The sequence below is a fragment of the Bacteroides sp. AM16-13 genome (assembly GCF_003602705.1).
GTDB lineage: Bacteria > Bacteroidota > Bacteroidia > Bacteroidales > Bacteroidaceae > Bacteroides > Bacteroides xylanisolvens.
Genome location: NZ_QTLK01000013.1, coordinates 75,676 through 99,844, shown reverse-complemented (window position 1 = coordinate 99,844; position 24,169 = coordinate 75,676). Strand labels below are relative to the sequence as shown.

Sequence of the window (24,169 nt, the reverse complement as noted above, 5' to 3'; positions counted from 1 at the left end):
ACTGTTTGTCTGTACCTTTTAACAACAAACAAACAATAAATCAAATTCGAACCATGAAAAAGACTATCACAACACTTCTACTATTGAGCTGCATTACTGCATTTTCATTTGCGCAAAGCATTGTTATGACTTCAGGAACTATCGACTTCATCAAGGACCAACAAGTGATACAATTCACTTTCTCTTATGATGAAATGCTGGTAGGAAAACTGACAGAAAGCGAATATGTAGACAAAAAGAGCTCTGAATATAATGCAAAAGAAGAGGGCAAAGGAGATCAATGGAAAGCTGCCTGGTATGGCGACCGTAAAGAACGATTTGAGCCAAAGTTCTTGGAACTTTTCGATAAATATATGAGCGAAGTTGGTATCACAGCAGGTACGGAAGGCGCTCAATATCGAATCGAAATCAATACAGACTTCACCGAGCCGGGCTGGAATGTGGGTGTCATGCGTCAGAATGCATCTGTCGACCTAAGCTGCAAAGTGAAGAAGATTGAAACGGGTGAGCAAGTAGCCTCTATCAGAATCCGTAATGCTTCTGCCAACAACTTTTGGGGTACTGATTTCACTTCCGGGTATCGCGTTCAGGAAACGTATGCCAAAGCAGGAAGAGAATTAGCCAAGTTCTTTATCAAAAAGGCGAAGTTACGCAAGATAAAAGACTAACTGGCTTGAACCACATTTGCCTACTATAAAGTTGAAAAAACATAGAAGTATCTGCCACCTGCAACAAAAAGCGCGTAATACGCTAGCTGACAAACAGTTGTAGCGTTGCAGATACCTGCGACAGATGCGTTGCAGATAAAGTATCTGCAACGCGTTATATAACCAAAGAAAACCCCTTGGTTTCTATATGTAAAGCTATAAGATAGTTTTGGTATCCATACGGAGAAACGGCAGTTTCCATACATAGGAACTGTCGTTTCCTGCCTTGGAAACGCTCGTTTCCTACCGTGGAAACTACAATTTCTAATACCGGAAACGACAGTTCCCCGCCTGGAAACTGGAGTTTAATGCATTTAATAAACTTCCGTACTCATAGGAAATAGGTTTATGTATAGATTATACAGTGTGGCAGATACTCTATCTGCAACGCATCTGCAACAGGTATCTGCAACGCTACAACTAGTTGTAAACTAATATATTATACGCGTTTTGTTGCAGGTGGCAGATACTTCAATGTTTTTTCAACTTTATGGAGGAAGGAATATATCACAATTATGCTCATAACTGTAAAACAGTTGGATGAAGCACTCTCCCATCCGTTATTGAGCTAAATAAATGCTCTCATTAAAGAGTAGTATTAATGAATATAAAGAATATTAGGCACCTTACGCTCCCCAGCATGATCAAACCGCCCATTATCACAAGGATAATTAACGACTCCATCATCCGATGCACCGGACAGCCAAAGGGTAGTAGACCCGCCTCCATCCAAATTTAACGCATCCTCACCTCCTAAAATACGAATCAAGTGTGCCAGTTCCGGAATATTCACCCCTTCGGCTTGCTCCGGGAAACGTCCGTCTACGGTTATCAACAATATTTTCCCCTCCTTAGTGGTGGCAACAGCACTACGAGGATGCTTGGTTCGGATAAAATTCGTGCCACATGAATTCCAATCGCAAATCTGTCCGTCTTTCAGCATCAGCGGACCGGAAGCAAGTACTATACCTGTTTCCCCTTTGTATTCTTTTTCTATCTGCCTGCTCCAGGGAATTAACTTTATCTTCCCTTTATGTACATGCATAGCTCCTGTGACACGCAGTTTACATTCGCTCAAAGTGGTTGTGTCAACAACCTGATTGCCCACTTTCAGGAAACAAACCGAATTTCCCCGCTTCATATCAAAGTAGGAACCATTAATTGCTGCAATGCCACGATGTTCTGAAGCAATCCGGCTCGTCTCTTTCATCTCATCCGAAACGGCAATATCGACTTTCAAACCTGCGCCGGGTTCTATTTCTATCAGACTAACAGACTGGATCCCCTGATATAATCGAGGGATAGAAGCATACTTATGAATTATTCCTTTTTGAGGACTTTCCACTTTCCATCGGGCAGACATGATCGCCAGTGAATCCGACACAGTTTGCCCTTTTATTATTCCGATAGAGCATAAAATCAGGATAGCGATTAACAAGTTTCTTTTTATCATAAACAGAGAAATCTCACAAATTTAATTCTTTGCACTTTTTACAAAGATAGGCAAAAGAAATCAGCCTCCAAAAAGTCAGCCTTGAAATATTTTCGTCTTATCTACTATACACTTCCGCTTTTTTTCGTACTTTTACCCCTTGTTGGGAAGAAGTGCCTTTCCAACCCTTGAGAACAGAAAAAGAAAAAACAATATATAAAATGAATCACAAATGGAATTATCGACCCATTACACCCGAACAGGCAGAGACAAGCCAGACATTGGCCCAGGAATTAGGGATTAGCCCGATTCTTGGACAACTTTTGGTACAGCGGGGAATTACGAAGGCAGCAGATGCCAAGAAGTTTTTCCGCCCGCAGTTGCCCGACCTGCACGATCCGTTCCTGATGAAGGATATGGATATTGCAGTAGAACGTCTGAACAGGGCGATGGGAAAGAAAGAACGTATTCTAATTTATGGAGATTATGACGTAGACGGTACTACTGCCGTGGCATTGGTCTACAAGTTTATTCAACAGTTCTATTCGAACCTTGATTATTACATACCCGACCGCTACAACGAAGGGTATGGCATTTCTAAAAAAGGAGTGGACTACGCCGCTGAAACCGGTGTGGGACTGATTATTGTACTCGATTGCGGAATAAAAGCAGTAGAGGAAATTACGTATGCCAAAGAAAAAGGGATTGACTTTATCATCTGCGACCATCACGTGCCGGATGATATTCTCCCGCCTGCCGTAGCTATATTGAACGCCAAACGCCTGGACAACACGTACCCGTACACCCACCTTTCCGGTTGTGGAGTCGGTTTCAAGTTTATGCAGGCGTTCGCCATTAGTAACGGTATCGAATTTCATCATCTGATTCCGTTGCTCGACATCGTAGCCGTGAGTATCGCATCGGACATCGTTCCGATTATGGGTGAAAACCGTATTCTCGCCTACCACGGTCTGAAACAACTGAACAGTAACCCGAGCATCGGCATGAAGGCCATTATCGATGTATGCGGACTTTCTGAAAAAGAAATTACTGTCAGCGATATTGTGTTTAAAATCGGACCGCGCATCAATGCATCGGGACGTATTCAGAATGGGAAAGAAGCAGTAGACCTGCTGACGGAAAAAGACTTCTCGGCGGCACTTGAGAAAGCCGGACAAATCAACCAGTACAACGAAACCCGGAAAGACCTCGACAAGAGTATGACGGAAGAGGCAAACAACATCGTTGCCAATCTGGAAGGATTAGCCGACCGCCGCTCTATTGTGCTCTACAACGAAGAATGGCACAAAGGAGTGATCGGCATCGTAGCTTCCCGTCTGACGGAAGTGTATTACCGCCCTGCCGTGGTATTGACACGAACGGATGACATGGCGACAGGTTCCGCACGTTCTGTTTCCGGCTTCGACGTATATAAAGCAATCGAGCATTGCCGCGACCTGCTGGAAAACTTCGGAGGACATACATACGCCGCCGGACTATCAATGAAAGTGGAGAATGTGGATGCTTTTACCAAACGGTTCGAAGACTACGTCTCACGGCATATCCTGCCGGAACAAACCAGTGCCGTCATCGAAATTGATGCTGAAATCGACTTCAGGGATATTTCTTCCAAATTCTTCAACGACCTGAAAAAGTTTAATCCTTTCGGTCCCGACAACACGAAACCCATTTTCTGCACTCATCACGTCTATGATTATGGAACAAGCAAAGTGGTGGGACGCGACCAGGAACATATCAAGCTCGAACTGGTTGATAATAAATCGAATAATGTAATGAACGGTATTGCGTTCGGACAGAGTTCGCACGTGCGCTATATCAAAACGAAACGTTCGTTCGACATCTGTTACACCATTGAAGAAAACACGCATAAGCGTGGCGAAGTTCAACTTCAAATCGAGGATATAAAGCCGATTGAATAAGTATCAGGAGATATTAAAACAATATTGGGGATATGACTCCTTCCGCGACTTGCAGGAGGAGATCATCACCAGTATCGGCGAAGGCAAAGATACACTGGGGCTCATGCCTACCGGAGGCGGTAAGTCCATCACCTTTCAAGTGCCTGCTCTCGCCCAGGAAGGAATTTGCATTGTCATTACTCCGCTCATCGCCCTGATGAAAGACCAGGTGCAGAACCTCCGCAAACGCGGTATCAAAGCCCTTGCCGTATATTCCGGCATGACGCGGCAGGAAATTCTCACTGCACTTGAAAACTGCATCTTCGGTGATTACAAATTCCTTTATATTTCTCCGGAACGTCTGGACACGGACATATTCCGCACCAAACTGCGGTCGATGAAAGTCTCTATGATTACGGTTGACGAAAGTCACTGTATCTCACAATGGGGATATGACTTCCGCCCCGCTTACCTGAAAATTGCCGAAATACGGGCGCTGTTACCGGGAATTCCGGTATTGGCACTGACCGCCACCGCCACTCCGGAAGTGGTGAAAGATATTCAAGCTCGCTTGGATTTCCGTGAAGAGAATGTTTTCCGCATGAGTTTCGAGCGGAAAAACCTGGCGTATATGGTACGGCAAACGGATAACAAGACTCAAGAACTGTTGCATATCTTACGAAAGGTACCGGGCAGCGCCATTATCTATGTCCGCAACAGACGACGGACCAAAGAAATCACCGAATTACTGGTAAATGAAGATATCACCGCCGACTTTTATCACGCCGGACTGGATAATGCCGTAAAGGACCTCCGTCAAAAACGCTGGCAAAGCGGAGAAGTTCGCGTGATGGTAGCTACCAATGCCTTTGGCATGGGGATCGATAAGCCTGATGTGCGTATCGTATTACATCTTGACCTCCCCGACTCTCTCGAAGCCTACTTTCAGGAAGCCGGACGTGCAGGAAGAGACGGTGAGAAAGCGTATGCCGTAATCTTATATACTAAAACGGACAGAACGACGTTACACAGGCGTGTAGTGGATACTTTTCCCGATAAAGAATATATCCTCAATGTGTACGAGCATCTGCAATATTACTATCAGATGGCAATGGGCGACGGTTTCCAATGTGTACGTGAATTTAACCTGGAAGAGTTTTGCCGGAAGTTCAAATACTTCCCGGTTCCGGTAGACAGTGCGCTGAAGATACTGACTCAAGCAGGTTATCTGGAATATACGGACGAACAGGACAACGCTTCCCGTATTCTTTTTACGATTCGCCGGGACGAACTGTACAAACTGCGGGAAATGGGAACGGAAGCGGAAGCTCTGATACAGATGATTCTCCGTTCTTACACCGGAGTGTTCACCGATTATGCCTATATCAGCGAAGCCACCCTGTCCGTACGTACCGGACTGACCCGCGAACAGATTTATAACATATTGGTCACGCTTACCAAACGTCGCATCGTGGATTATATTCCGCACAAAAAGACTCCTTATATTATATATACACGCGAACGGCAGGAACTTCGTTTTGTGCACATCCCCCCTGCTGTCTACGAAGAGCGTAAAGCCCGGTATGAAGCTCGCATCAAGGCGATGGAAGAATATGTCATTTCGGAGAATGTGTGCCGAAGCCGGATGCTGCTCCGCTACTTCGGAGAGAAAAACGAGCATAACTGCGGACAATGTGATGTTTGCCTTAGTCACCGTGCAACAGATACGCTGACCGGGGAGTCTCTTGAAGAACTGAAAAAGAAAATAGCAGAATTACTTGCCCAAAAACCGCATACGCCGGCAGAAATAGCCGAGAAAATAGAAGCGGAGAAAGAGAGAGTCAGTGAAGTCATCCAATATTTATTGGAGGAAGGTGAATGGAAGATGCAGGATGGAATGATACATATTTCAAAATAAGTTACTACCTTTGCAAGGTAACTCAAAAATAACACAGTCATGCCGAACTTTTTTAAATCTTTCTTCTCCGGTAAGTCGGAAACTCCGGAAAGTGAAAAACAGAAAAACGATCAGAAAAATTTCGAGATTTTTAAATACGACGGTTTACGTGCGCAACGCATGGGACGTCCGGATTATGCAGTAAAATGTTTTACAGAAGCTCTTGCCATTCAGGAAGAGTTTGAAACAATGGGCTATCTTAGCCAACTCTACATTCAGATGGGAGAAACGGCAAAAGCCCGCGAACTGTTGGAAAAAATGGCTGCCATGGAACCTCATCTCACGAGTACTTTCCTGACACTGGCAAATGTATGCTTTATCCAGGAAGATTATCAGGCCATGGAAGAGGCTGCCAATAAAGCAATTGCCATTGAGGAAGGAAATGCCGTAGCTCATTATCTGCTAGGAAAAGCCCGTAAGGGACAAAACGACGACCTAATGACCATTGCCCATCTCACCAAAGCGATCACTTTGAAAGACGATTTCATCGAAGCCCGCCTGCTACGTGCAGAAGCTTTGCTGAACCTGAAACAGTATAAAGAAATGATGGAGGATATAGACGCCGTACTTGCTCAAAATCCGGAGGAAGAAACTGCCATGCTCCTGCGTGGAAAAGTGAAAGAATCCAACGGTCAGGGCGAGGAAGCGGAAGAGGATTACAAACTGGTGACGGAAATAAACCCGTTCAACGAACAGGCTTACCTTTATTTAGGACAACTTTATATCAATCAGAAGAAGCTGACGGAAGCCATCGGACTGTTTGATGAAGCCATCGAACTGAATCCGAACTTTGCAGAGGCCTACAAAGAACGCGGACGTGCTAAATTACTGAATGGTGATAAGGATGGTTCTGTAGAGGACATGAAGAAATCTTTGGAATTGAATCCGAAGGAGGAAGCTGGTCTGAATGGAGAATTCAAAAATTTGGGACCGAAATCGGAGGCACTGCCGGGAATCTTTTGATTGTTTTTTTTGATTGTTTTGTAAGATATATCATAAAAGTAGTGGTCGTTTCCAAAATAGAAACGACCACTACTTTTATATATAGGGATCTAACTAAAAAGGACTCAATTCTACAATCCAGAAACATTCCGCTTAATCCTCCCTGTATCTTATACCTTTTTCATCCTTTTTAGATGAAAAAACAAAAAAAATATCGTTTTTTGTTTGCATCTAACAGAAAATTATTACTTTTGCCCCAGAATTAGAAACCAAAGCAAAAAACAAAGATTCGAATGAAATCATTTACTTATGCATATTACTTCTTTTTTTACTTTTACTTTAGCAACAAAGTAGAGCGGGAGTTTGTATGTATCAAGTGACAGTGATGCTTAAGGACTGAATAGAGAAATCAATCATATGAATCCCGCTCCAATATGGACGCGGGATTTTTTTATATAATACATTAGAACAATGAAAAAGATAGCAATTCAAGGAACACTCGGCTCATATCATGATATCGCCGCACACAAGTACTTCGAGGGAGAAGAAATAGAGTTAATCTGTTGTGCCAACTTCGAAGACGTGTTTACTTCGATACGAAAAGACAGCCAGGTTATCGGAATGCTAGCCATCGAGAATACAATTGCGGGAAGCTTGCTGCACAACAATGAGTTGCTGCGACAAAGCGGCACACAAATCATCGGTGAATACAAACTGCGTATCTCGCACAGCTTCGTCTGTCTCCCTGATGAGAGTTGGGAAGACCTGACTGAAGTCAACTCCCACCCTATCGCCCTGATGCAATGTCGCGAATTTCTGAATCAGCACCCACAGTTGAAAGTAGTGGAAGGTGAAGATACTGCCCGCAGCGCGGAAATCATCAAGAATGAAAGTCTGAAAGGCCATGCCGCTATCTGCTCCAAAGCAGCAGCCGAACGTTACGGCATGAAAATTCTTCAGGAAGGCATTGAAACGAACAAACACAACTTCACCCGTTTTCTGGTAGTTGCCGATCCCTGGCAAGTGGACGAACTCCGCCAACATCATGTCAACGCAACCAACAAAGCGAGTATGGTATTCACTCTTCCGCACACAGAAGGTAGTCTGTCACAGGTTTTGTCTATTCTATCGTTCTATAATATCAATCTGACAAAAATCCAATCGTTGCCAATCATCGGACGGGAATGGGAATACCAATTTTACGTAGATGTAGCTTTCAACGATTATCTAAGATACAAGCAATCTATTGCCGCAATCACTCCATTAACCAAAGAACTTAAATTATTAGGCGAATATGCAGAAGGAAAGTCAAACGTATAAAATCGCTCCTGCCGACAGATTGGCAAGTGTTAGCGAATACTACTTCTCAAAGAAACTTAAAGAGGTAGCACAGATGAATGCTGAAGGAAAAGATGTCATCAGCCTCGGTATCGGAAGCCCCGATATGCCTCCTTCAAGGGAAACCATCGAAACATTGTGTAACAATGCTCATGATCCCAACGGACACGGTTATCAACCGTATGTAGGTATCCCCGAACTGCGCAAAGGTTTCGCCAATTGGTATCAACGCTGGTACGGAGTGGAACTGAATCCGAATACGGAAATACAACCATTGATCGGTTCGAAAGAAGGAATCCTCCATGTTACGCTGGCATTTGTCAATCCGGGTGAGCAGGTGTTAGTCCCGAATCCGGGATACCCCACCTATACTTCTTTAAGTAAAATACTTGGCGCGGAAGTTATCAACTATGACCTGAAAGAAGAAGACGGTTGGATGCCCGACTTTGAGGCACTGGAAAAGATGGATCTTAGTCGTGTAAAACTAATGTGGACCAACTACCCGAATATGCCGACAGGAGCCAATGCTACTCCGGAAATCTATGAGCGCCTTGTTGATTTTGCCCGCCGAAAGAATATTGTGATTGTGAACGACAATCCGTACAGCTTTATCCTGAACGATAAGCCTATCAGTATTCTAAGTGTGCCGGGAGCCAAAGACTGTTGCATCGAGTTCAACTCTATGAGCAAGAGTCACAATATGCCCGGCTGGCGTATCGGTATGCTGGCATCGAACGCAGAATTCGTACAATGGATATTGAAAGTGAAAAGTAATATCGACAGCGGTATGTTCCGTGCCATGCAACTGGCTGCAGCAACTGCTCTTGAAGCAGAAGCAGACTGGTATGAAGGCAATAACGAAAACTATCGCAACCGTCGTCACCTCGCCGGTGAGATTATGAAAACATTGGGATGCACCTACGACGAAAAACAAGTAGGAATGTTCCTTTGGGGAAAGATTCCCGCTTCCTGCAAGGATGTAGAGGAGCTAACGGAAAAGGTATTGCATGAAGCAAGAGTGTTTATCACTCCGGGATTTATTTTCGGCAGTAACGGAGCAAGATATATTCGTATCTCTCTTTGTTGCAAAGACAATAAGTTGGCGGAAGCACTGGAAAGAATAAAAAGAATATAGGTTTCTGTTGTTCTCTCTTCAAAGAAAAAGAGAAGAAAACAGCAGCATAATGAGACAGAATAATTTCAACGAAAACAAGTTATTAAAAGAATAAAAACAAATAAGAATATGGAACTCGAATCAATTTTATTACCGGGCATTGAAGCTAAAAGACCGATTGTCATTGCCGGCCCTTGTAGCGCAGAAACTGAAGAACAAGTAATGGATACAGCCAAACAACTGGCTGCAAAAGGACAGAAAATATATCGTGCCGGCATCTGGAAACCGCGTACCAAACCGGGAGGTTTCGAAGGTATCGGCGTAGAAGGTCTTGCCTGGTTGAAAGAGGTAAAGAAAGAAACAGGAATGTATGTTTCTACGGAAGTAGCAACAGCCAAACATGTTTACGAATGTCTGAAAGCGGGCATCGATATTCTTTGGGTAGGTGCGCGTACCACTGCCAATCCCTTCGCCGTACAGGAAATCGCTGATGCGCTGAAAGGTGTTGATATCCCCGTATTGGTTAAGAACCCGGTGAACCCGGATCTCGAATTATGGATCGGAGCACTGGAACGTATCAACAACGCTGGTTTGAAACGCCTGGGGGCTATCCACCGTGGTTTCAGCAGCTATGACAAGAAGATCTACCGTAATCTTCCCCAATGGCATATTCCTATCGAACTGCGCCGCCGTATCCCTAATCTTCCGATTTTCTGTGATCCGAGTCATATCGGTGGAAAACGTGAGTTAGTAGCTCCGCTTTGCCAACAGGCGATGGACTTGAACTTCGACGGTCTGATCGTAGAAAGCCACTGCAACCCGGATTGCGCTTGGAGCGATGCTTCCCAACAGGTTACTCCGGACGTACTCGACTATATCCTCAATCTGCTGGTGATCCGTACTGAAACGCAATCTACCGAAAGTCTGGCACAACTCCGTAAACAAATTGACGAATGTGACGACAATATCATTCAGGAACTATCAAAAAGAATGCGCGTAGCCCGCGAAATCGGTACTTACAAAAAAGAGCATGGAATCACCGTTCTTCAAGCCGGACGTTACAATGAAATCTTGGAAAAACGTGGCGCGCAGGGCGAACAGTGTGGTATGGACAGCGAGTTTATGAAGAAAATTTTCGAAGCCATCCACGAAGAATCGGTTCGTCAACAGATGGAAATTATTAATAAATAAAAAGCAGCCTCTCCACTAACCCTCTTCCAAAGAGAGGAAAGAAAGTAACCTCCTGTTCATATTGACAAGAGTAACTTTCAGTCTGTTCTCCTTGGGAGAGGGTTAGGGAAAGGATTTTTAAATAAACATTATGAGAATATTAATCCTTGGAGCCGGCAAAATGGGCTCTTTCTTTACTGATATATTAAGCTTTCAACATGAGACGGCCGTGTTCGACGTCAACCCGCACCAGTTGCGTTTTGTCTATAACACGTATCGTTTCACCACATTGGAGGAGATTAAGGACTTTGAACCGGAACTGGTTATTAATGCCGTTACAGTGAAGTACACGCTGGATGCCTTTCATAAAGTATTGCCTGTGTTACCGAAAGACTGTATCATTAGTGACATTGCCTCTGTAAAAACAGGACTGAAGAAGTTTTATGAAGAAAGCGGTTTCCGTTATGTCTCCAGCCACCCGATGTTTGGCCCTACTTTTGCTAGTCTTAGTAATCTAAGCAGCGAGAATGCCATCATCATCAGTGAAGGAGACCATCTGGGAAAAATATTCTTCAAAGATCTCTATCAGACATTGCGTTTAAACATCTTCGAATATACGTTCGACGAACACGACGAAACAGTAGCTTACTCGCTTTCTATTCCGTTCGTATCGACTTTTGTATTTGCTGCCGTAATGAAACATCAGGAAGCTCCGGGAACTACGTTCAAAAAGCACATGGCAATTGCCAAAGGCCTATTAAGCGAAGACGACTACCTGCTTCAGGAAATCCTGTTCAACCCACGCACTCCGGGACAGGTAGCCAATATCCGCACGGAGTTGAAGAATCTTCTCGAAATTATCGAGAACAAAGATGCGGAAGGAATGAAAAAGTATCTGACTAAGATTCGGGAGAAGATTAAATAATCCATTATCTATTATATAGAGAGGGATCAGGGGAAATAATAATCTTCCGTGTGCCTCTCCGGTTACAGAACCATCCCATATATAGGCAAGATTTAACGATCCTCTGCATACTTTTTTGTTTGCAGGGGATTTTTTTATGTGTACCTTTGTATCCGCAAAAACGGATTCACAGGAGAAAGAATGATAGATCAAGTTACCATAGACCGGATATTGGACGCGGCACAAATTATGGATGTCGTTTCGGATTTTGTCACCCTGCGCAAACGTGGTGTCAATTACGTCGGTTTGTGTCCGTTCCACAGTGATAAAACCCCTTCTTTTTATGTCTCTCCCGCCAAAGGATTATGCAAATGTTTTGCTTGTGGAAAAGGTGGAAACGCAGTGCATTTCATTATGGAGCACGAGCAGATGTCATATCCGGAAGCGCTGAAGTATCTTGCCAAGAAATACAATATTGAAATCAAGGAGCGGGAATTAAGCGATGAAGAGAAGTTTGTGCAAAGCGAACGTGAAAGTCTGTTTATCGTCAATAACTTTGCGCGCGATTATTTCCAAAACATACTAAAAAATCATATAGACGGGCGTAGCATCGGTATGGCTTATTTCCGCAACCGTGGCTTTCGCGATGACATTATTGAGAAATTCCAATTAGGCTACTGTACTGAAAGTCACGATGCATTCGCCAAAGAGGCAATCCAAAAAGGATATAAGAAGGAGTATCTGGTAAAGACCGGACTTTGCTACGAAACGGATGACCACCGATTGCGAGATCGTTTTTGGGGACGTGTGATTTTCCCTGTCCATACGCTTTCCGGTAAAGTGGTGGCTTTTGGCGGACGTGTACTTGCCAGTGCAACGAAAGGGGTTAAAGTAAAATACGTCAATTCACCCGAATCGGAAATCTATCATAAAAGTAACGAATTATACGGTATATATTTTGCCAAACAGGCTATTGTAAAACAAGACCGTTGTTTTTTGGTTGAAGGTTACACGGATGTAATCTCCATGCATCAATCCGGTATAGAGAATGTGGTTGCTTCTTCGGGAACAGCCCTTACACCGGGACAAATCCGTATGATTCACCGGTTCACCAACAATATGACTGTGCTTTACGATGGTGACGCAGCGGGTATCAAGGCCTCTATCCGGGGAATTGACATGTTATTGGAGGAAGGTATGAATATCAAAGTCTGTCTTCTTCCCGATGGGGACGACCCGGACTCTTTTGCCCGCAAACATAACTCAACGGAATTCCAGGCTTTCATCTCTGAACATGAAACGGACTTTATCCGCTTCAAAACAAACTTGCTGCTGGAGGATGCAGGAAAAGATCCCATCAAGCGTGCGGAACTGATTGGTAACTTGGTGCAAAGTATTTCTGTTATCCCGGAAGCGATTGTCAGAGATGTCTATATCAAAGAATGTGCACAGCTACTTCATGTAGAAGATAAGCTGTTGGTATCGGAAGTTGCCAAAAGACGGGAAACTCAAGCAGAGAAACGAGCTGAACAGACGGAACGGGAACGCCGGATGGCTGAAAGAACAGCTACAATGTCTCAAGGGACACCGTCTGAAAATGCTCCGATGCCCAACGGAGATATTCCGTTGCCTCCTGAAATAGATAACGGATATACAGAGGTTCCTCCCGCTCTGCAGGAAGACAACTATGCATCTTTTATCCCCCAGGAAGGAAAGGAAGGACAAGAATTCTACAAATTCGAACGGCTGATATTACAAGCGGTAGTTCGTTATGGAGAAAAAATCATGTGTAACCTGACTGATGAAGAAGGAAACGAGATTCCGGTAACCGTTATAGAATATGTGATTAATGATTTGAAAGAAGATGAGTTAGCTTTTCATAATCCGTTGCACCGCCAAATGTTATCGGAAGCTGCTGCACACATGCATGATTCCAATTTCATTGCTGAACGTTATTTCCTGGCACATCCTGATCCGGTAATCAGTAAATTGAGTGTGGATTTGATTAATGTGCGGTATCAGCTTAGTAAATACCACTCCAAATCCCAAAAGATCGTAACAGATGAAGAGCGTCTCTATGAAATGGTTCCAATGTTAATGATTAACTTCAAATATGCAATCGTAACGGAGGAATTGAAGCACATGCTTTATGCCCTGCAAGATCCTGCTCTTGCCCATGATAATGAAAAATGTGACTCGCTTATGAAACGCTTTAATGAGTTGAAGACCGTACAAAGCATCATGGCAAAACGATTGGGTGACAGGGTTGTTCTGCGATGATTCCTCATCGGTGCCGAGAGATGTCTTCATCGGTGCCGCACACCCTCTTCATCGGTGCCGAAGCCTGCCTTCCCCGGTACCGAAACCAAATAGCATTTCTTACCAGGTTTTCTCTACAAAGTCCCGTGTTGAATCAGATTCATAAACTCTTCACGAGTTTTTGCCTGATTGAAAGCCCCGGTAAAATCCGAAGTAGTAGTAATAGAATTTTGTTTTTCTACACCACGCATCTGCATACACATGTGTTTGGCTTCCACTACCACCATTACCCCAAGTGGATTCAGTGTTTCCTGAATACACTCTTTGATTTGCAGTGTCATGCGTTCCTGCACTTGCAGGCGATGAGAGAATATATCGACTACACGGGCTATCTTGCTCAACCCGGTGATATAGCCGTTAGGAATATAAGCCACGTGTGCCTTCCCGTAGAACGGCAACATGTGATGTTCGCAAAGGGAGAAGAAATCGATATCTTTCACAATCACCATCTGACTGTATTCTTCCTGGAATTTAGCAGAGCGAAGCACTTCATGAGGATCCATGTGATACCCTTTCGTCAAGCTTAACATTGCTTTAGCCACCCGTTCCGGAGTTTTCAGCAACCCTTCCCGTTCGGCATCTTCACCCAACAAAGTTATAATACTACGATAATGACTCTTCAACTCCTCCAGATTCGGAGAAACAATTTCTTCTTTTTCTAACATGATACAATTATAAAGGAATATTGATCTGGTCTCTTACAATAGAAACCTCTTTGAACACACCGGTAGACTTCAACCGACGCATCATTGCGTCCGCCTCTTCAATGCTCCGGAAATCACCTACACGACAAAGCCAACGAGGTGGATTGAACGAAGTATATACTGTCAATTCAGGGAAATACTCTTTAACGCGTGATGCTACATGATAAGCATCATTCTTAGCCTGACGAGTATTATTACCGGCATACGCCTGTATTCTGAATCCGGAAGTCTTTATTACTTTCTGTTCACCTGTTGCAGGACGTTCCATCCCTATCAGAGCCTCAATACGGGGATCTTGATGAATAGTCACCTTTCCTTGTCCCGGAACGTTACGTTCCAGACTTTTGACAATGCCCTGTGCCTGTACACCGACAACTGCCAATACCAACAACAAAGTAAGTAAAGCTAGTTTTCTCATTCTATAAATAATATTTAGGCACGGATTACGCGGATTATACAGTTTTTGAAATCTCTTGGACTAAACGATATCGTGTAATCCGTGAAATCCGTGCCTGAAAGAAGTTTTAATTATGCGTTAAAAGCATCAATGATACCTTTGAAATCAGATACTTTCAGAGCAGCACCACCAATCAAACCACCATCAACGTCCGGGTTAGCGAACAGTTCTTTAGCGTTAGAAGGTTTGCAGCTACCACCGTAAAGGATAGAAGTATTGTCTGCGATTTCTTTGCCATACTTGTCAGCTACGATAGAACGGATGAAGGCATGGATTTCCTGTGCTTGTTCAGGAGAAGCAGTTTTACCTGTACCGATAGCCCAAACCGGTTCGTAAGCCAATACAATCTTAGAGAAGTCTTCAGCCGACAGAGAGAATACAGATTCCATTTGTGCAGCTACCACTTCGTTCTGCTTGTTAGCTTCGCGTTCTTCCAACACTTCACCGATACAGAAAATCGGAGTCAGACCGTTAGCCAAAGCCAATTTTACTTTTTCTTCAAGGATAGCAACTGTTTCACCGTAGTATGCACGACGTTCAGAGTGTCCCAGAATTACATATTTTGCACCAGTAGAAGCAACCATTTCAGCAGAAACTTCACCTGTATAAGCACCTGATGCTTTGTCTGCACAGTTTTCAGCACCTACACCAATCTTAGCAGCGTCTACCAACGGAGTAACAGAAGCCAAGTGGATGAACGGAGTACAGATGATTACATCACAGTTAGGCTTTTCGTTAGCCAATGCTTCGTTCAGTTCTTTAGCCAAAGCGATACCCTCTTGAAGGGTTTTGTTCATTTTCCAGTTTCCTGCAACAATGTTCTTTCTCATTTTGTTTTTTATTTTAAAGGGTTAATAAATTTACGATTTCACGATTGACAATTGAACGATCGGAATTAGCGTTCGTTACAGAGGCCGCTCGTTATCATTTATTTTTTTTATTCTTGTTCTTCTATTTTCGGATTCTCCGTTTTTAATTCTTTGCTTTTCATCTCTTCCTCTTGTTGCTTCCGCTTCGCGTTTTTCCGTTCTCTGCGGCGAACGACCAAAACATCCACCCCAAGCACTAACAACAATGGAATAACAAACCATAAGAATACATATCCTACCGTATGAGTGTCACTGCTCACCTTCTGCTTTCCTAACGACAGATTTTCCAGTTTGTCCGTCAGCACATATTCATCCGGTATATCCTCATCGCTCCATTTATTCAAAATTGTTCCGTTCTTAATCAGTATCAATCCCGGATTGGAACGAACCATCGTCTTTAATGTAATATCATCCATCTGACAGAAAGGATATTCGGCTCCCGTCTTGTCCTTCCACAATTCGATCTGTTCTTCCGGTGAAGAAGTGAGGCAATAAAACTTATAGCCATGCTCCACCGAATAGTCATATATCTCATTAATCAAATCAATGTTACTATCATCCGCCTCTTCAATCCGATGGGCAACCAACAGGAAGGTGTATCCTATATCCGTCAATACATCGTCTGTTATATCCTCGCCCGTATTCAGATCAATCATAGAGAAATCGTGAATAGCCGGTTCATATCCTTTTTCCTTCAGGATTGTCCGTGTGTCGACAAATGTCCAGGTACTATCCGGATAGTTATCCAACGTAAATTCTTTCTTCTCTCCGTTCTTTTCCAGAATAAAGATGCTTTCATATACACTCGGTTTCGCTCCTTCGGGCATTGTCATTCCTTCCAGAATATTCTTTCCGATCTTGTAAGGACGAAAGTCTAAAACAGGCAGACGGTCCAGACAATAGAACGACAAAGTAAATACAAAGAACAACGTGTAGAGAGAAACTAGCCACTCCATTTTCACACTGATAAAACGAACCAGCATTCTTCTGTGACGGAAAGCCATCATTGCTGCAAACAGCAGAACTATATTCTTACCGAATGTCTCCCAGTTCGTCAACACCCATGCATCTCCAAAACAGCCACAGTCCGAAACCGGATCAAAGATGGCAAGATACAAGGTCAGTGGTGTCATGAAAATCATCAGCATCAAAGCCAACGAAGTAGCCAATGTTCTTCTGGTAGCAAAAAATAAGGAGATACCGATAAAAAACTCAACGGCTGACAAGATGATGCCTCCCAATAAAGGGAAGAATGAAGGGAACCAGGAAGCCATTCCGAATGCGGTCAGATAATCCTGGATCTTATACTGGAACCCCAGTGGATCAACTGCCTTTACAAATCCGGAAAAGATGAACGATGCCGCCAAAAGAAAGCGACACGTATTCGCCACTACCTCCTGAATGATATGTAAGTTCTTATCCTTCAAATTCTATCTTAATCAGTCCGAAAACAGAGTAATTAATCATATCCATATAATTGGCATCAATTCCCTCTGACACCAATGTGTTGCCGGCCAGGCTCTCAATCTGCTTGGTACGGTAAATCTTCATCAAGATCAAGTCTGTGTAAGAGCTGACACGCATGCTCCGCCAGGCTTCATCATAATCATGGTTTTTGGCAAGCATCAGGTCTAATGCCTCTTTTGCATACTTATCGTATAAAGCCATCGCTTCTTCATTGCTGATGTCGGCAGACTCGGCATAACCCAGTTCCAACTGGATGAGCCCGACAATGCCATAATTGACAATCGCAATAAATTCAGCACGGATTCCCTCATCAATCAAGGTCACTCCTTTGGTTTCAATACTACGAATCCGATTGGCTTTAATAAAAATCTGGTCAGTCACCGAAGCCGGACGCAGGATACGCCATGCAGGTCCGTAATCGTGCAGCTTCTTGGAAAATAAGTCACGGCACAAAGCGATGACATGTTCAAATTGTTGCTTGGTATCTTTCATCTTCTTCCAAATAGTGCGCAAAGGTAACAATAATTAAGTAAAAACAGAAAGAGGGCACTCTAAATTATATTAAAGTGCCCTCTCCTAAAGATATTGTATTACTGTTTTATAAGCTATATTTTTTATGAACAACGCAAAACCTGTCCGATACGCAAAGTAGTGGTCGGTTTGATACGGTTCAGTTTGCAAAGTGTACTGACTGATACGCCACGCAATTTAGCAATGCGGGACAATGTATCGCCACTCTTCACCTTGTGATAACGGATGGTACCGTCAGCCACTTGAGTATCATGAGAACCAGCACGCTTCACGCCTTTTGCTTTGCGGAACGTATAAGTATCGGCAACGATATCTTGTTTCGGGAAGTCGAACATATAAATCGGATTAATTGCAATCCCCAGGAAGCGGGTTTCGAAATGAAGATGCGAACCAGTAGAGCGTCCGGTGTTACCACCCAAACCGATTACTTCTCCGGCTTTCACTAATTGGTTTTCTTCAACCAATTGTTTTGATAAATGACCATACACTGTTTCCAATCCATTATCATGACGGATAACGACATATTTTCCATATCCTCTACGCTCATATTTTACGATACGTACTTTACCGTCAAAAGCAGCTACGATAGTATCACCTATATTCACTTTCAAGTCCAACCCATTATGCATTCTTCTCCAACGAGGACCGAAAGGCGAAGTAATTTTTGTACTTGGAGTTGGCATATGGAAACCTGTCAGGTCGATTGTATACGTATCAGGGATAATAGCATTTCCGTAAGCATGTACATACTGGTTGTTCCAGTTTGGATAAAGACTTAGGGCGGGATATTCGGACTGTTCGGCACGGATTTGCTTCTGCAAGGCCAAAGAGTCTACTGATTTTAATTTCTTGTCTATCGGTGCTTGGCGGGCAATCAGGTCTTGTGAGAAAGAGCTCAGACTGACCATAGCCGCAACAGCGACCAATCCTGTTTTAATAATGCTAAAATTCATTCCTTCTTTGTCAATTCAATTAATATTCGTCGTTTGCGTACAGGTAATCGAATGTAGCCTGCTTGTAATCGAATATTTCTTCCGGTTTAAAAAATCTCGTTAATTCAATAGCTGCAGTCTCCGGAGAATCGGATGTATGAACGATATTCTCTTGAAAGCTCATACTGTAATCCCCGCGAATGGTGCCTGGGGCAGCTAAACGTCCATTAGTTGGTCCCGCCAACGTACGGACTGTTTGAATAGCATCCACACCTTCGAAACAACAAACAATGACAGGAGTTGTCATCATCGAATCTTTCACACGCTGAAAGAAAGGTTTGCCGCTAAGGTGGGCATAATGTTCGCTTAACAATTCATCAGTCAGTTGCATCATCTTCATGCCGGCCAACCGTAATCCTTTACGTTCAAAGAGATGAGTAATCTCACCAACCAATCCCCGTTGAAGGGTACATGGTTTTAAAATGACCAGCGTTTTTTCAAGCATAATACTCGACTTTGCAAATGGTTAAACAATACATTTACTAAAAAAATTCCCCCAAAGGTAGTATTTTCCTATGAAAAGGCAAGAGAGTTATTAACTATTTTTCAGATGCTTAGTACAAAAAGAGGGAGCAATTGAGCCGTTAAACTCCTATAAATAGGGAGAATAGGGACAAAATATGTTTTGCAACACATTTACGCAAATAAACTGCATGTTTAACCGTTTTTCAACTTATGGCAGCCCAGTTAACATTCGTTTTCCGCAAGGCTTTAAGTTGCCGCCACAAGATTTCATTCTCGGGATTCTGTGCCGCAGGGTCTTGTTCCACAATACTTTCAGCTATGGCACGAACGTATTGCAACAGTTGCCCGTCGCGTACAATATCCGCAATCTTCAAATCGAAAGCGATGCCGCTTTGCTGCGTACCTTCAAGATCACCGGGGCCACGCAATTTCAAATCGGCCTCGGCTATTTCGAAACCATCATTGGTGCGTACCATGATTTCCAATCGTTTTCGGGTGTCCTCCGTCAACTTATAATTCGTCACCAGAATACAATAAGACTGTTCCGCCCCACGTCCTACCCGACCACGCAACTGATGTAACTGCGAAAGCCCGAAACGTTCTGCATTTTCAATAATCATCACCGAAGCATTCGGAACGTTCACTCCGACTTCAATGACGGTAGTAGCCACCATGATCTGCGCTTTGCCCGAAACAAAAAGCTGCATTTGCTCATCCTTCTCGGCTGGTTTCATTTTGCCATGCACTTTACAAACCGTACATTTGGGAAACTCTTCCAGAACATGTTGATATCCTTCTTCAAGGTTCTTCAAATCAATCTTTTCGCTTTCTTTAATCAGCGGATAGACAATGTAGACCTGACGTCCTTCTTCAATTTGTTTGCGCACCGAACGGTACATACTTTCCCGGCGGTTATCAAATTGGTGAATGGTAGTAATCGGTTTTCTTCCGGGTGGAAGCTCGTCGATAATAGACACGTCCAAATCACCATACAATGTCATTGCCAAAGTACGTGGAATCGGGGTAGCAGTCATCACGAGCACATGTGGAGGTTGAACATTCTTACTCCAAAGGCGGGCGCGTTGCGCCACACCAAAGCGATGCTGTTCGTCGATAACAACGAAACCTAAAGAAGAGAAATTGACAGTATCTTCAATAACGGCATGCGTTCCTATTAATATCTTCACATCTCCGGTCAGCAATCCGGTCAGAATCGCTTCCCGCCTTTTGCCTTTAATAGAACCTGTCAGCAGTTCGACACGGATATCCATGCCAAAGAGCAGTTCTTTGATCGTTTCATAATGCTGGTTCGCCAAAATTTCGGTAGGCGCCATCATGCAAGCCTGATAACCGTTATCCAACGCCAACAACATACTCATCAAGGCAACCAGCGTTTTCCCGCTTCCTACATCTCCCTGCAAGAGGCGATTCATCTGCCTGCCACTGCCGACATCGTTCCGTATTTCCTTCAATACCCGCTTCTGTGCACCTGTCAGTTGAAAAGGAAGATTCTTTGTATAAAATGTATTGAACACCTCTCCCACTTTCTCAAAGATATATCCACGATATCTTTTTTGTCTGTCTTTGGCGTAGCGGAGGATATTCAGCTGAACATAAAACAGCTCTTCGAACTTAAGGCGATATTGCGCCCTGCGAAGCACATCGGGATTGGTCGGGAAGTGGATATTCCGGAGAGCTTCCGTCAAAGGCATCAGATGATATTCCGCCAGCAATTTGGAAGAAAGTGTTTCAGGCAGAGGCTCCTGTATTTGTTGAATCACCGTTGCCATCATCTTCTCAATCGCGTGAGAGTTGAGGAAACTGCGCTTCATCTTCTCCGTCGTATTATAATAAGGTTGCAATCCCACCGAAGAAAGTTTCAAATCTTCCGGCTTGTCTACATCGGGATGCGCCACATTGATACGTCCGTTGAAAACAGTCGGTTTACCGAAGATGATATATTCTTCGTGCAACTTATACTTGCCTAAGATATACTTAATGCCTTGAAACCACACCAAATCCACGACTCCCGTACCATCCGAAAAGTGCGCCGTCAAACGACGTTGACGTCCTTCGCCAATGGTTTCGAAACCGAGAATTTCTCCTTTCAACTGGATATACGGCATATTGCCATCTATTTCGTGAATGTAATAGATGCGGCTCCGGTCAATATATTTATAAGGGAAATAATAAATTAAATCGTGCAAGGAGTAGATTTCCAACTCCTTATTTAATACAGCGGCTTTTTGAGGGCCTACACCGGAGATGAATTTTATGTCGCGTGTGGCTAAATCGAACATTTATAAAAGAGCACTCCCTACTTTTAAATCGAAAGGAGTCGTTATTTTTATATTTTCACGGTTACCTTCCGCCAGATACACAGGTATTCCCATTGCTTCGACAACGGAAGCGTCATCTGTAAAGAAGGGAGTAAATTCTTGTGTATATGCTTGTTTCAACAACTCTACATCGAAAACCTGCGGTGTTTGCACCAGCTTGTAATCATTCCGGCTGACCGTTTCACTTCCGGCATCTGTCAGATGGCGAAGTGTCTCTACCACATCCACCACAGGAATCACTGCTTTCTGCACTTTTGCCAAGTCATAACAACGGCGAATCACCTCTACCGACACAAACGGACGTACTCCATCATGCACCCCTACCAGTCCCGGCTCCTGCACCAGTGCCAGACCATTCTTTACAGAGTGAAAACGTGTTTCGCCTCCATCGGCAAGGGTATGTTCCACCACAAAGCTATGTTTTTGGCAAAGTTGCTTCCAAAAGTCCTGTTGTTCCTGCGGAAGCACTACTATGATTTGAAGTGTTTCGTCATATTTCCTGAATACTTCCAGGGTATGCATCAACACAGGTTTATCACCCATGGGAAGGAATTGTTTCGGGAGGTCACTTCCCATTCGCAAGCCCTTTCCACCGGCGACAATGATTACATATTTCTTCATGGACGGTTTAGCGTTTAACACACATCGCTTCTACCAGTTCGTCTACTTTTTCTTTACCTACCAACAGGTCAACGATTGTCAAAGCAAATTCCATGGCAGCACCCGGTCCCATACCGGTAATGATGTTTCCATCACGTACGACAGGTTCATTTACACATTCTGCACCATCCAGATATTGTTCAAAACTCGGATAACAGGTAGCCTTCTTTCCTTTCAGCAGCCCCAGCTTACCCAACACCATCGGAGCAGCACAAATGGCCGCAATAGGTTTACCTTTTGCGGCAAAATCAAGAATCAATTTACGCAACCCTTCGTGCTTGTCAAGTGTGGCAGCTCCCGGCATTCCTCCCGGCAACAACAGCAGTTCAGCATCGAAAAAATCGCAATTCTCGAAGTTGATATCGCAAAGGACAGATACGTCATGTGCTCCCACTACAATTTCATCCGGCGTAACGGATACGATTTCTACATTAAGTCCGGCACGTCTCAACGTGTCAATAGCAGTAAAGGCTTCAATTTCTTCAAAACCATCTGCAAAAAAAGCGTATACAGTTCCCATAATCCTTTATATATTTGGTTAATGATACTATCTCAAGTTAAAATAATAGGTGATTGTCCCTGTCTGGTTATTCACCCCATCTATCGTATTAAAACGGGCTTTCTTCGCTGCATCCTCCGCTGCCTTACGTAAAGCGGAATTTACCGTATTCGTTTGAGGGCTAATGCTGGTCGATATCACTTGCCCTGCAGGATTCACGGTGATATTCACCACTACACGCCCTTCTTCCTGCACATTATATACAGGCTTCGGCAAACTGCCCGTACCTAAAGAACGTCCGCCAAGGTCAAATGTTCCGTAACCTCCGGTTCCGGTCTTCGCTCCGGTAGAAGAATTCCCCTCCTTGCTACCTTCGGTTCCCGTGCCACTAGCCGCTGTTCCTTTATTTCCTGTCATTTGCGCTCCCTTTCCAAACGCACCGGACACCCTCTTTCTGGCAGCTTCTTCGGCAGCCTTACGTTCACGTTCCGCTTTTTCTTCTGCCAGTCGTTTCGCTTCCGCAGCTTTTTCGGCTTCCGTTTTCTCCGGCTTCTTCACCGGTTCTTTCGGCTTGACCACCTCTTTAGGTTTCACCGTTTCTTTTTTCGGTTCTTCCGTCTTAGGTTTCAGGGTTACTGTTTCCTCTTCAGTCTGCGTCAATAAATCCTGTTCCGAAGGAAGTTCCGGTGCTGTTTCCGCAGGTGCTGCCGCATCTTCATCCATGATATCCACGTCTACCAGAGAGGGATCATCGAAGCCACTCGCTGCGTCTACATTTCCCATCATTACAGGCACTCCGCCTGCATCTTCATCCGGTTGAGGGATAGTAAAGCTCACCAGAATCAAAAGAGCAATCACTGCCACATGCACCAACAGTGCACCCAGCGCTCCTATGTATTCACCCTTTTTTCTTCTGTCCATTGTTTCTTATTTGTTTTCAGGCGGGCGTGTAGCCAGCACCATCTTAAAATGATTCTCGTTTGCAATGTTCAATACCCTTACGATCTCACGGTAAGGTACCGATTCATCCGCATACAATGCCACGTACATTTCCGGCTCCTTCTCTGCGCAACTCTGCAAGAATGAAGTCAGGTCGTTCAGCGCCACCGGCTGCTCTTTTTCATTGCCAAAAGCGGCATAGAAATTCAAGTCTTTATCGATAACCACTCTTGTCAGCGGTTTGGCCGAAGTCTGCTGCTTGCCTTGCGGCAACAAGACTTTGATAGCATTGGGCGACACCACCGTAGAGGTTATCATAAAGAATATCAGCAACAGGAAGATGACGTCCGTCATGGAAGCCATGCTGAAATTGGGCGATACTCTATTTCTTCTTTTTAATCCCACTTTGTTAGTGATTAAGGGTTAGTGATTAATAGGTTGGCAT

22 protein-coding genes are annotated in these 24,169 nt (G+C 43.9%); 9 read left to right on the top strand and 13 right to left on the bottom strand.

Annotation, left to right across the window (positions count from 1 at the left end; all coding sequences use genetic code 11):
• The first annotated feature begins 53 nt into the window (after positions 1 to 53).
• Complete coding sequence (locus DW173_RS12375) at positions 54 to 668, top strand: hypothetical protein (protein ID WP_049701827.1); 615 nt, start codon at positions 54 to 56, stop codon at positions 666 to 668.
• A 637-nt stretch (positions 669 to 1,305) separates the two neighbouring features.
• On the opposite strand, the gene DW173_RS12365 is transcribed toward DW173_RS12375, so the two are convergent.
• Entirely contained in the window at positions 1,306 to 2,160 is an 855-nt protein-coding gene (locus DW173_RS12365; protein ID WP_117811828.1) for a phosphodiester glycosidase family protein, read from the bottom strand.
• Between the two features lie 200 nt (positions 2,161 to 2,360).
• Between DW173_RS12365 and recJ the strand changes: the two genes are divergently transcribed.
• The 8 genes from recJ (at position 2,361) to dnaG (ending at position 13,763) form a co-directional block, all read left to right on the top strand.
• Positions 2,361 to 4,079 (top strand): single-stranded-DNA-specific exonuclease RecJ, encoded by a 1,719-nt coding sequence (gene recJ, locus DW173_RS12360; RefSeq protein WP_008016000.1) that lies wholly within the window; start codon positions 2,361 to 2,363, stop codon positions 4,077 to 4,079.
• Positions 4,072 to 5,976 (top strand): ATP-dependent DNA helicase RecQ, encoded by a 1,905-nt coding sequence (locus DW173_RS12355; protein ID WP_004311061.1) that lies wholly within the window; start codon positions 4,072 to 4,074, stop codon positions 5,974 to 5,976. The genes recJ and DW173_RS12355 overlap by 8 nt, the downstream gene beginning before the upstream one ends.
• 39 nt (positions 5,977 to 6,015) lie before the next feature.
• Positions 6,016 to 6,978: a tetratricopeptide repeat protein gene (locus DW173_RS12350; protein WP_004311062.1), complete on the top strand. Its 963-nt coding sequence runs from the start codon at positions 6,016 to 6,018 to the stop codon at positions 6,976 to 6,978.
• A 450-nt stretch (positions 6,979 to 7,428) separates the two neighbouring features.
• Positions 7,429 to 8,277 (top strand): prephenate dehydratase, encoded by an 849-nt coding sequence (locus tag DW173_RS12345; protein ID WP_004307854.1) that lies wholly within the window; start codon positions 7,429 to 7,431, stop codon positions 8,275 to 8,277.
• Complete coding sequence (locus DW173_RS12340; RefSeq protein ID WP_004307853.1) at positions 8,252 to 9,430, top strand: pyridoxal phosphate-dependent aminotransferase; 1,179 nt, start codon at positions 8,252 to 8,254, stop codon at positions 9,428 to 9,430. The genes DW173_RS12345 and DW173_RS12340 overlap by 26 nt, the downstream gene beginning before the upstream one ends.
• Positions 9,431 to 9,538: 108 nt before the next feature.
• A complete protein-coding gene (locus tag DW173_RS12335) occupies positions 9,539 to 10,600 on the top strand; it encodes a bifunctional 3-deoxy-7-phosphoheptulonate synthase/chorismate mutase type II (RefSeq protein WP_004307852.1) in 1,062 nt (353 codons plus the stop codon).
• A 130-nt stretch (positions 10,601 to 10,730) separates the two neighbouring features.
• Positions 10,731 to 11,504, top strand: coding sequence for a prephenate dehydrogenase (locus DW173_RS12330; protein ID WP_004307851.1), 774 nt, complete (start codon positions 10,731 to 10,733; stop codon positions 11,502 to 11,504).
• 180 nt (positions 11,505 to 11,684) lie between these two features.
• The gene (dnaG, locus tag DW173_RS12325) at positions 11,685 to 13,763 is read left to right on the top strand and encodes a DNA primase (RefSeq protein ID WP_032851002.1); all 2,079 of its coding nucleotides are present in this window, start codon (positions 11,685 to 11,687) and stop codon (positions 13,761 to 13,763) included.
• 113 nt (positions 13,764 to 13,876) lie between these two features.
• On the opposite strand, the gene folE is transcribed toward dnaG, so the two are convergent.
• The 12 genes from folE to DW173_RS12265 all read right to left on the bottom strand — a co-directional run bounded on the left by folE (position 13,877) and on the right by DW173_RS12265 (position 24,129).
• Positions 13,877 to 14,467 carry a GTP cyclohydrolase I FolE gene (gene folE / locus DW173_RS12320; RefSeq protein ID WP_004324710.1) on the bottom strand — a complete coding sequence of 197 codons (591 nt, stop codon included), beginning with the start codon at positions 14,465 to 14,467 and terminating at the stop codon, positions 13,877 to 13,879.
• A 7-nt stretch (positions 14,468 to 14,474) separates the two neighbouring features.
• Complete coding sequence (locus tag DW173_RS12315; RefSeq protein ID WP_004307848.1) at positions 14,475 to 14,924, bottom strand: SPOR domain-containing protein; 450 nt, start codon at positions 14,922 to 14,924, stop codon at positions 14,475 to 14,477.
• Between the two features lie 110 nt (positions 14,925 to 15,034).
• A complete protein-coding gene (gene tpiA, locus DW173_RS12310; RefSeq protein WP_004307847.1) occupies positions 15,035 to 15,793 on the bottom strand; it encodes a triose-phosphate isomerase in 759 nt (252 codons plus the stop codon).
• Positions 15,794 to 15,900: 107 nt separating this feature from the next.
• Complete coding sequence (locus tag DW173_RS12305; protein WP_004297258.1) at positions 15,901 to 17,259, bottom strand: BT_3928 family protein; 1,359 nt, start codon at positions 17,257 to 17,259, stop codon at positions 15,901 to 15,903.
• Positions 17,249 to 17,791, bottom strand: coding sequence for a DUF1599 domain-containing protein (locus DW173_RS12300; RefSeq protein WP_004297257.1), 543 nt, complete (start codon positions 17,789 to 17,791; stop codon positions 17,249 to 17,251). The genes DW173_RS12305 and DW173_RS12300 overlap by 11 nt, the downstream gene beginning before the upstream one ends.
• A gap of 122 nt (positions 17,792 to 17,913) precedes the next feature.
• Positions 17,914 to 18,783: a peptidoglycan DD-metalloendopeptidase family protein gene (locus DW173_RS12295; protein WP_004307844.1), complete on the bottom strand. Its 870-nt coding sequence runs from the start codon at positions 18,781 to 18,783 to the stop codon at positions 17,914 to 17,916.
• Between the two features lie 19 nt (positions 18,784 to 18,802).
• Positions 18,803 to 19,267 (bottom strand): nucleoside-diphosphate kinase, encoded by a 465-nt coding sequence (gene ndk / locus DW173_RS12290; RefSeq protein WP_004307843.1) that lies wholly within the window; start codon positions 19,265 to 19,267, stop codon positions 18,803 to 18,805.
• A gap of 223 nt (positions 19,268 to 19,490) precedes the next feature.
• A complete protein-coding gene (gene recG / locus DW173_RS12285; protein WP_120144504.1) occupies positions 19,491 to 21,587 on the bottom strand; it encodes an ATP-dependent DNA helicase RecG in 2,097 nt (698 codons plus the stop codon).
• Positions 21,588 to 22,247 (bottom strand): 2-C-methyl-D-erythritol 4-phosphate cytidylyltransferase, encoded by a 660-nt coding sequence (locus DW173_RS12280; protein WP_120144523.1) that lies wholly within the window; start codon positions 22,245 to 22,247, stop codon positions 21,588 to 21,590.
• Positions 22,248 to 22,254: 7 nt separating this feature from the next.
• Positions 22,255 to 22,806, bottom strand: a complete 552-nt coding sequence (locus tag DW173_RS12275; protein ID WP_008020485.1) for a DJ-1 family glyoxalase III — start codon at positions 22,804 to 22,806, stop codon at positions 22,255 to 22,257.
• A 27-nt stretch (positions 22,807 to 22,833) separates the two neighbouring features.
• Positions 22,834 to 23,706: a cell envelope integrity protein TolA gene (locus tag DW173_RS12270; RefSeq protein WP_120144503.1), complete on the bottom strand. Its 873-nt coding sequence runs from the start codon at positions 23,704 to 23,706 to the stop codon at positions 22,834 to 22,836.
• A gap of 6 nt (positions 23,707 to 23,712) precedes the next feature.
• Positions 23,713 to 24,129 carry an ExbD/TolR family protein gene (locus tag DW173_RS12265; RefSeq protein ID WP_004305499.1) on the bottom strand — a complete coding sequence of 139 codons (417 nt, stop codon included), beginning with the start codon at positions 24,127 to 24,129 and terminating at the stop codon, positions 23,713 to 23,715.
• Between the last annotated feature and the right edge of the window lie 40 nt (positions 24,130 to 24,169).

Coding starts and splice junctions, on each gene's coding strand:
- dnaG (WP_032851002.1), top strand. CDS start 11,685: ATGATAGATCAAGTTACCATAGACCGGATATTGGACGCGGCACAAATT.
- DW173_RS12375 (WP_049701827.1), top strand. CDS start 54: ATGAAAAAGACTATCACAACACTTCTACTATTGAGCTGCATTACTGCA.
- DW173_RS12330 (WP_004307851.1), top strand. CDS start 10,731: ATGAGAATATTAATCCTTGGAGCCGGCAAAATGGGCTCTTTCTTTACT.
- DW173_RS12275 (WP_008020485.1), bottom strand. CDS start 22,806: ATGGGAACTGTATACGCTTTTTTTGCAGATGGTTTTGAAGAAATTGAA.
- tpiA (WP_004307847.1), bottom strand. CDS start 15,793: ATGAGAAAGAACATTGTTGCAGGAAACTGGAAAATGAACAAAACCCTT.
- DW173_RS12300 (WP_004297257.1), bottom strand. CDS start 17,791: ATGAAAGATACCAAGCAACAATTTGAACATGTCATCGCTTTGTGCCGT.
- DW173_RS12295 (WP_004307844.1), bottom strand. CDS start 18,783: ATGAATTTTAGCATTATTAAAACAGGATTGGTCGCTGTTGCGGCTATG.
- DW173_RS12335 (WP_004307852.1), top strand. CDS start 9,539: ATGGAACTCGAATCAATTTTATTACCGGGCATTGAAGCTAAAAGACCG.
- DW173_RS12365 (WP_117811828.1), bottom strand. CDS start 2,160: ATGATAAAAAGAAACTTGTTAATCGCTATCCTGATTTTATGCTCTATC.
- ndk (WP_004307843.1), bottom strand. CDS start 19,267: ATGCTTGAAAAAACGCTGGTCATTTTAAAACCATGTACCCTTCAACGG.
- DW173_RS12315 (WP_004307848.1), bottom strand. CDS start 14,924: ATGAGAAAACTAGCTTTACTTACTTTGTTGTTGGTATTGGCAGTTGTC.
- DW173_RS12270 (WP_120144503.1), bottom strand. CDS start 23,706: ATGGACAGAAGAAAAAAGGGTGAATACATAGGAGCGCTGGGTGCACTG.
- folE (WP_004324710.1), bottom strand. CDS start 14,467: ATGTTAGAAAAAGAAGAAATTGTTTCTCCGAATCTGGAGGAGTTGAAG.
- DW173_RS12340 (WP_004307853.1), top strand. CDS start 8,252: ATGCAGAAGGAAAGTCAAACGTATAAAATCGCTCCTGCCGACAGATTG.
- DW173_RS12280 (WP_120144523.1), bottom strand. CDS start 22,247: ATGAAGAAATATGTAATCATTGTCGCCGGTGGAAAGGGCTTGCGAATG.
- recG (WP_120144504.1), bottom strand. CDS start 21,587: ATGTTCGATTTAGCCACACGCGACATAAAATTCATCTCCGGTGTAGGC.
- recJ (WP_008016000.1), top strand. CDS start 2,361: ATGAATCACAAATGGAATTATCGACCCATTACACCCGAACAGGCAGAG.
- DW173_RS12345 (WP_004307854.1), top strand. CDS start 7,429: ATGAAAAAGATAGCAATTCAAGGAACACTCGGCTCATATCATGATATC.
- DW173_RS12350 (WP_004311062.1), top strand. CDS start 6,016: ATGCCGAACTTTTTTAAATCTTTCTTCTCCGGTAAGTCGGAAACTCCG.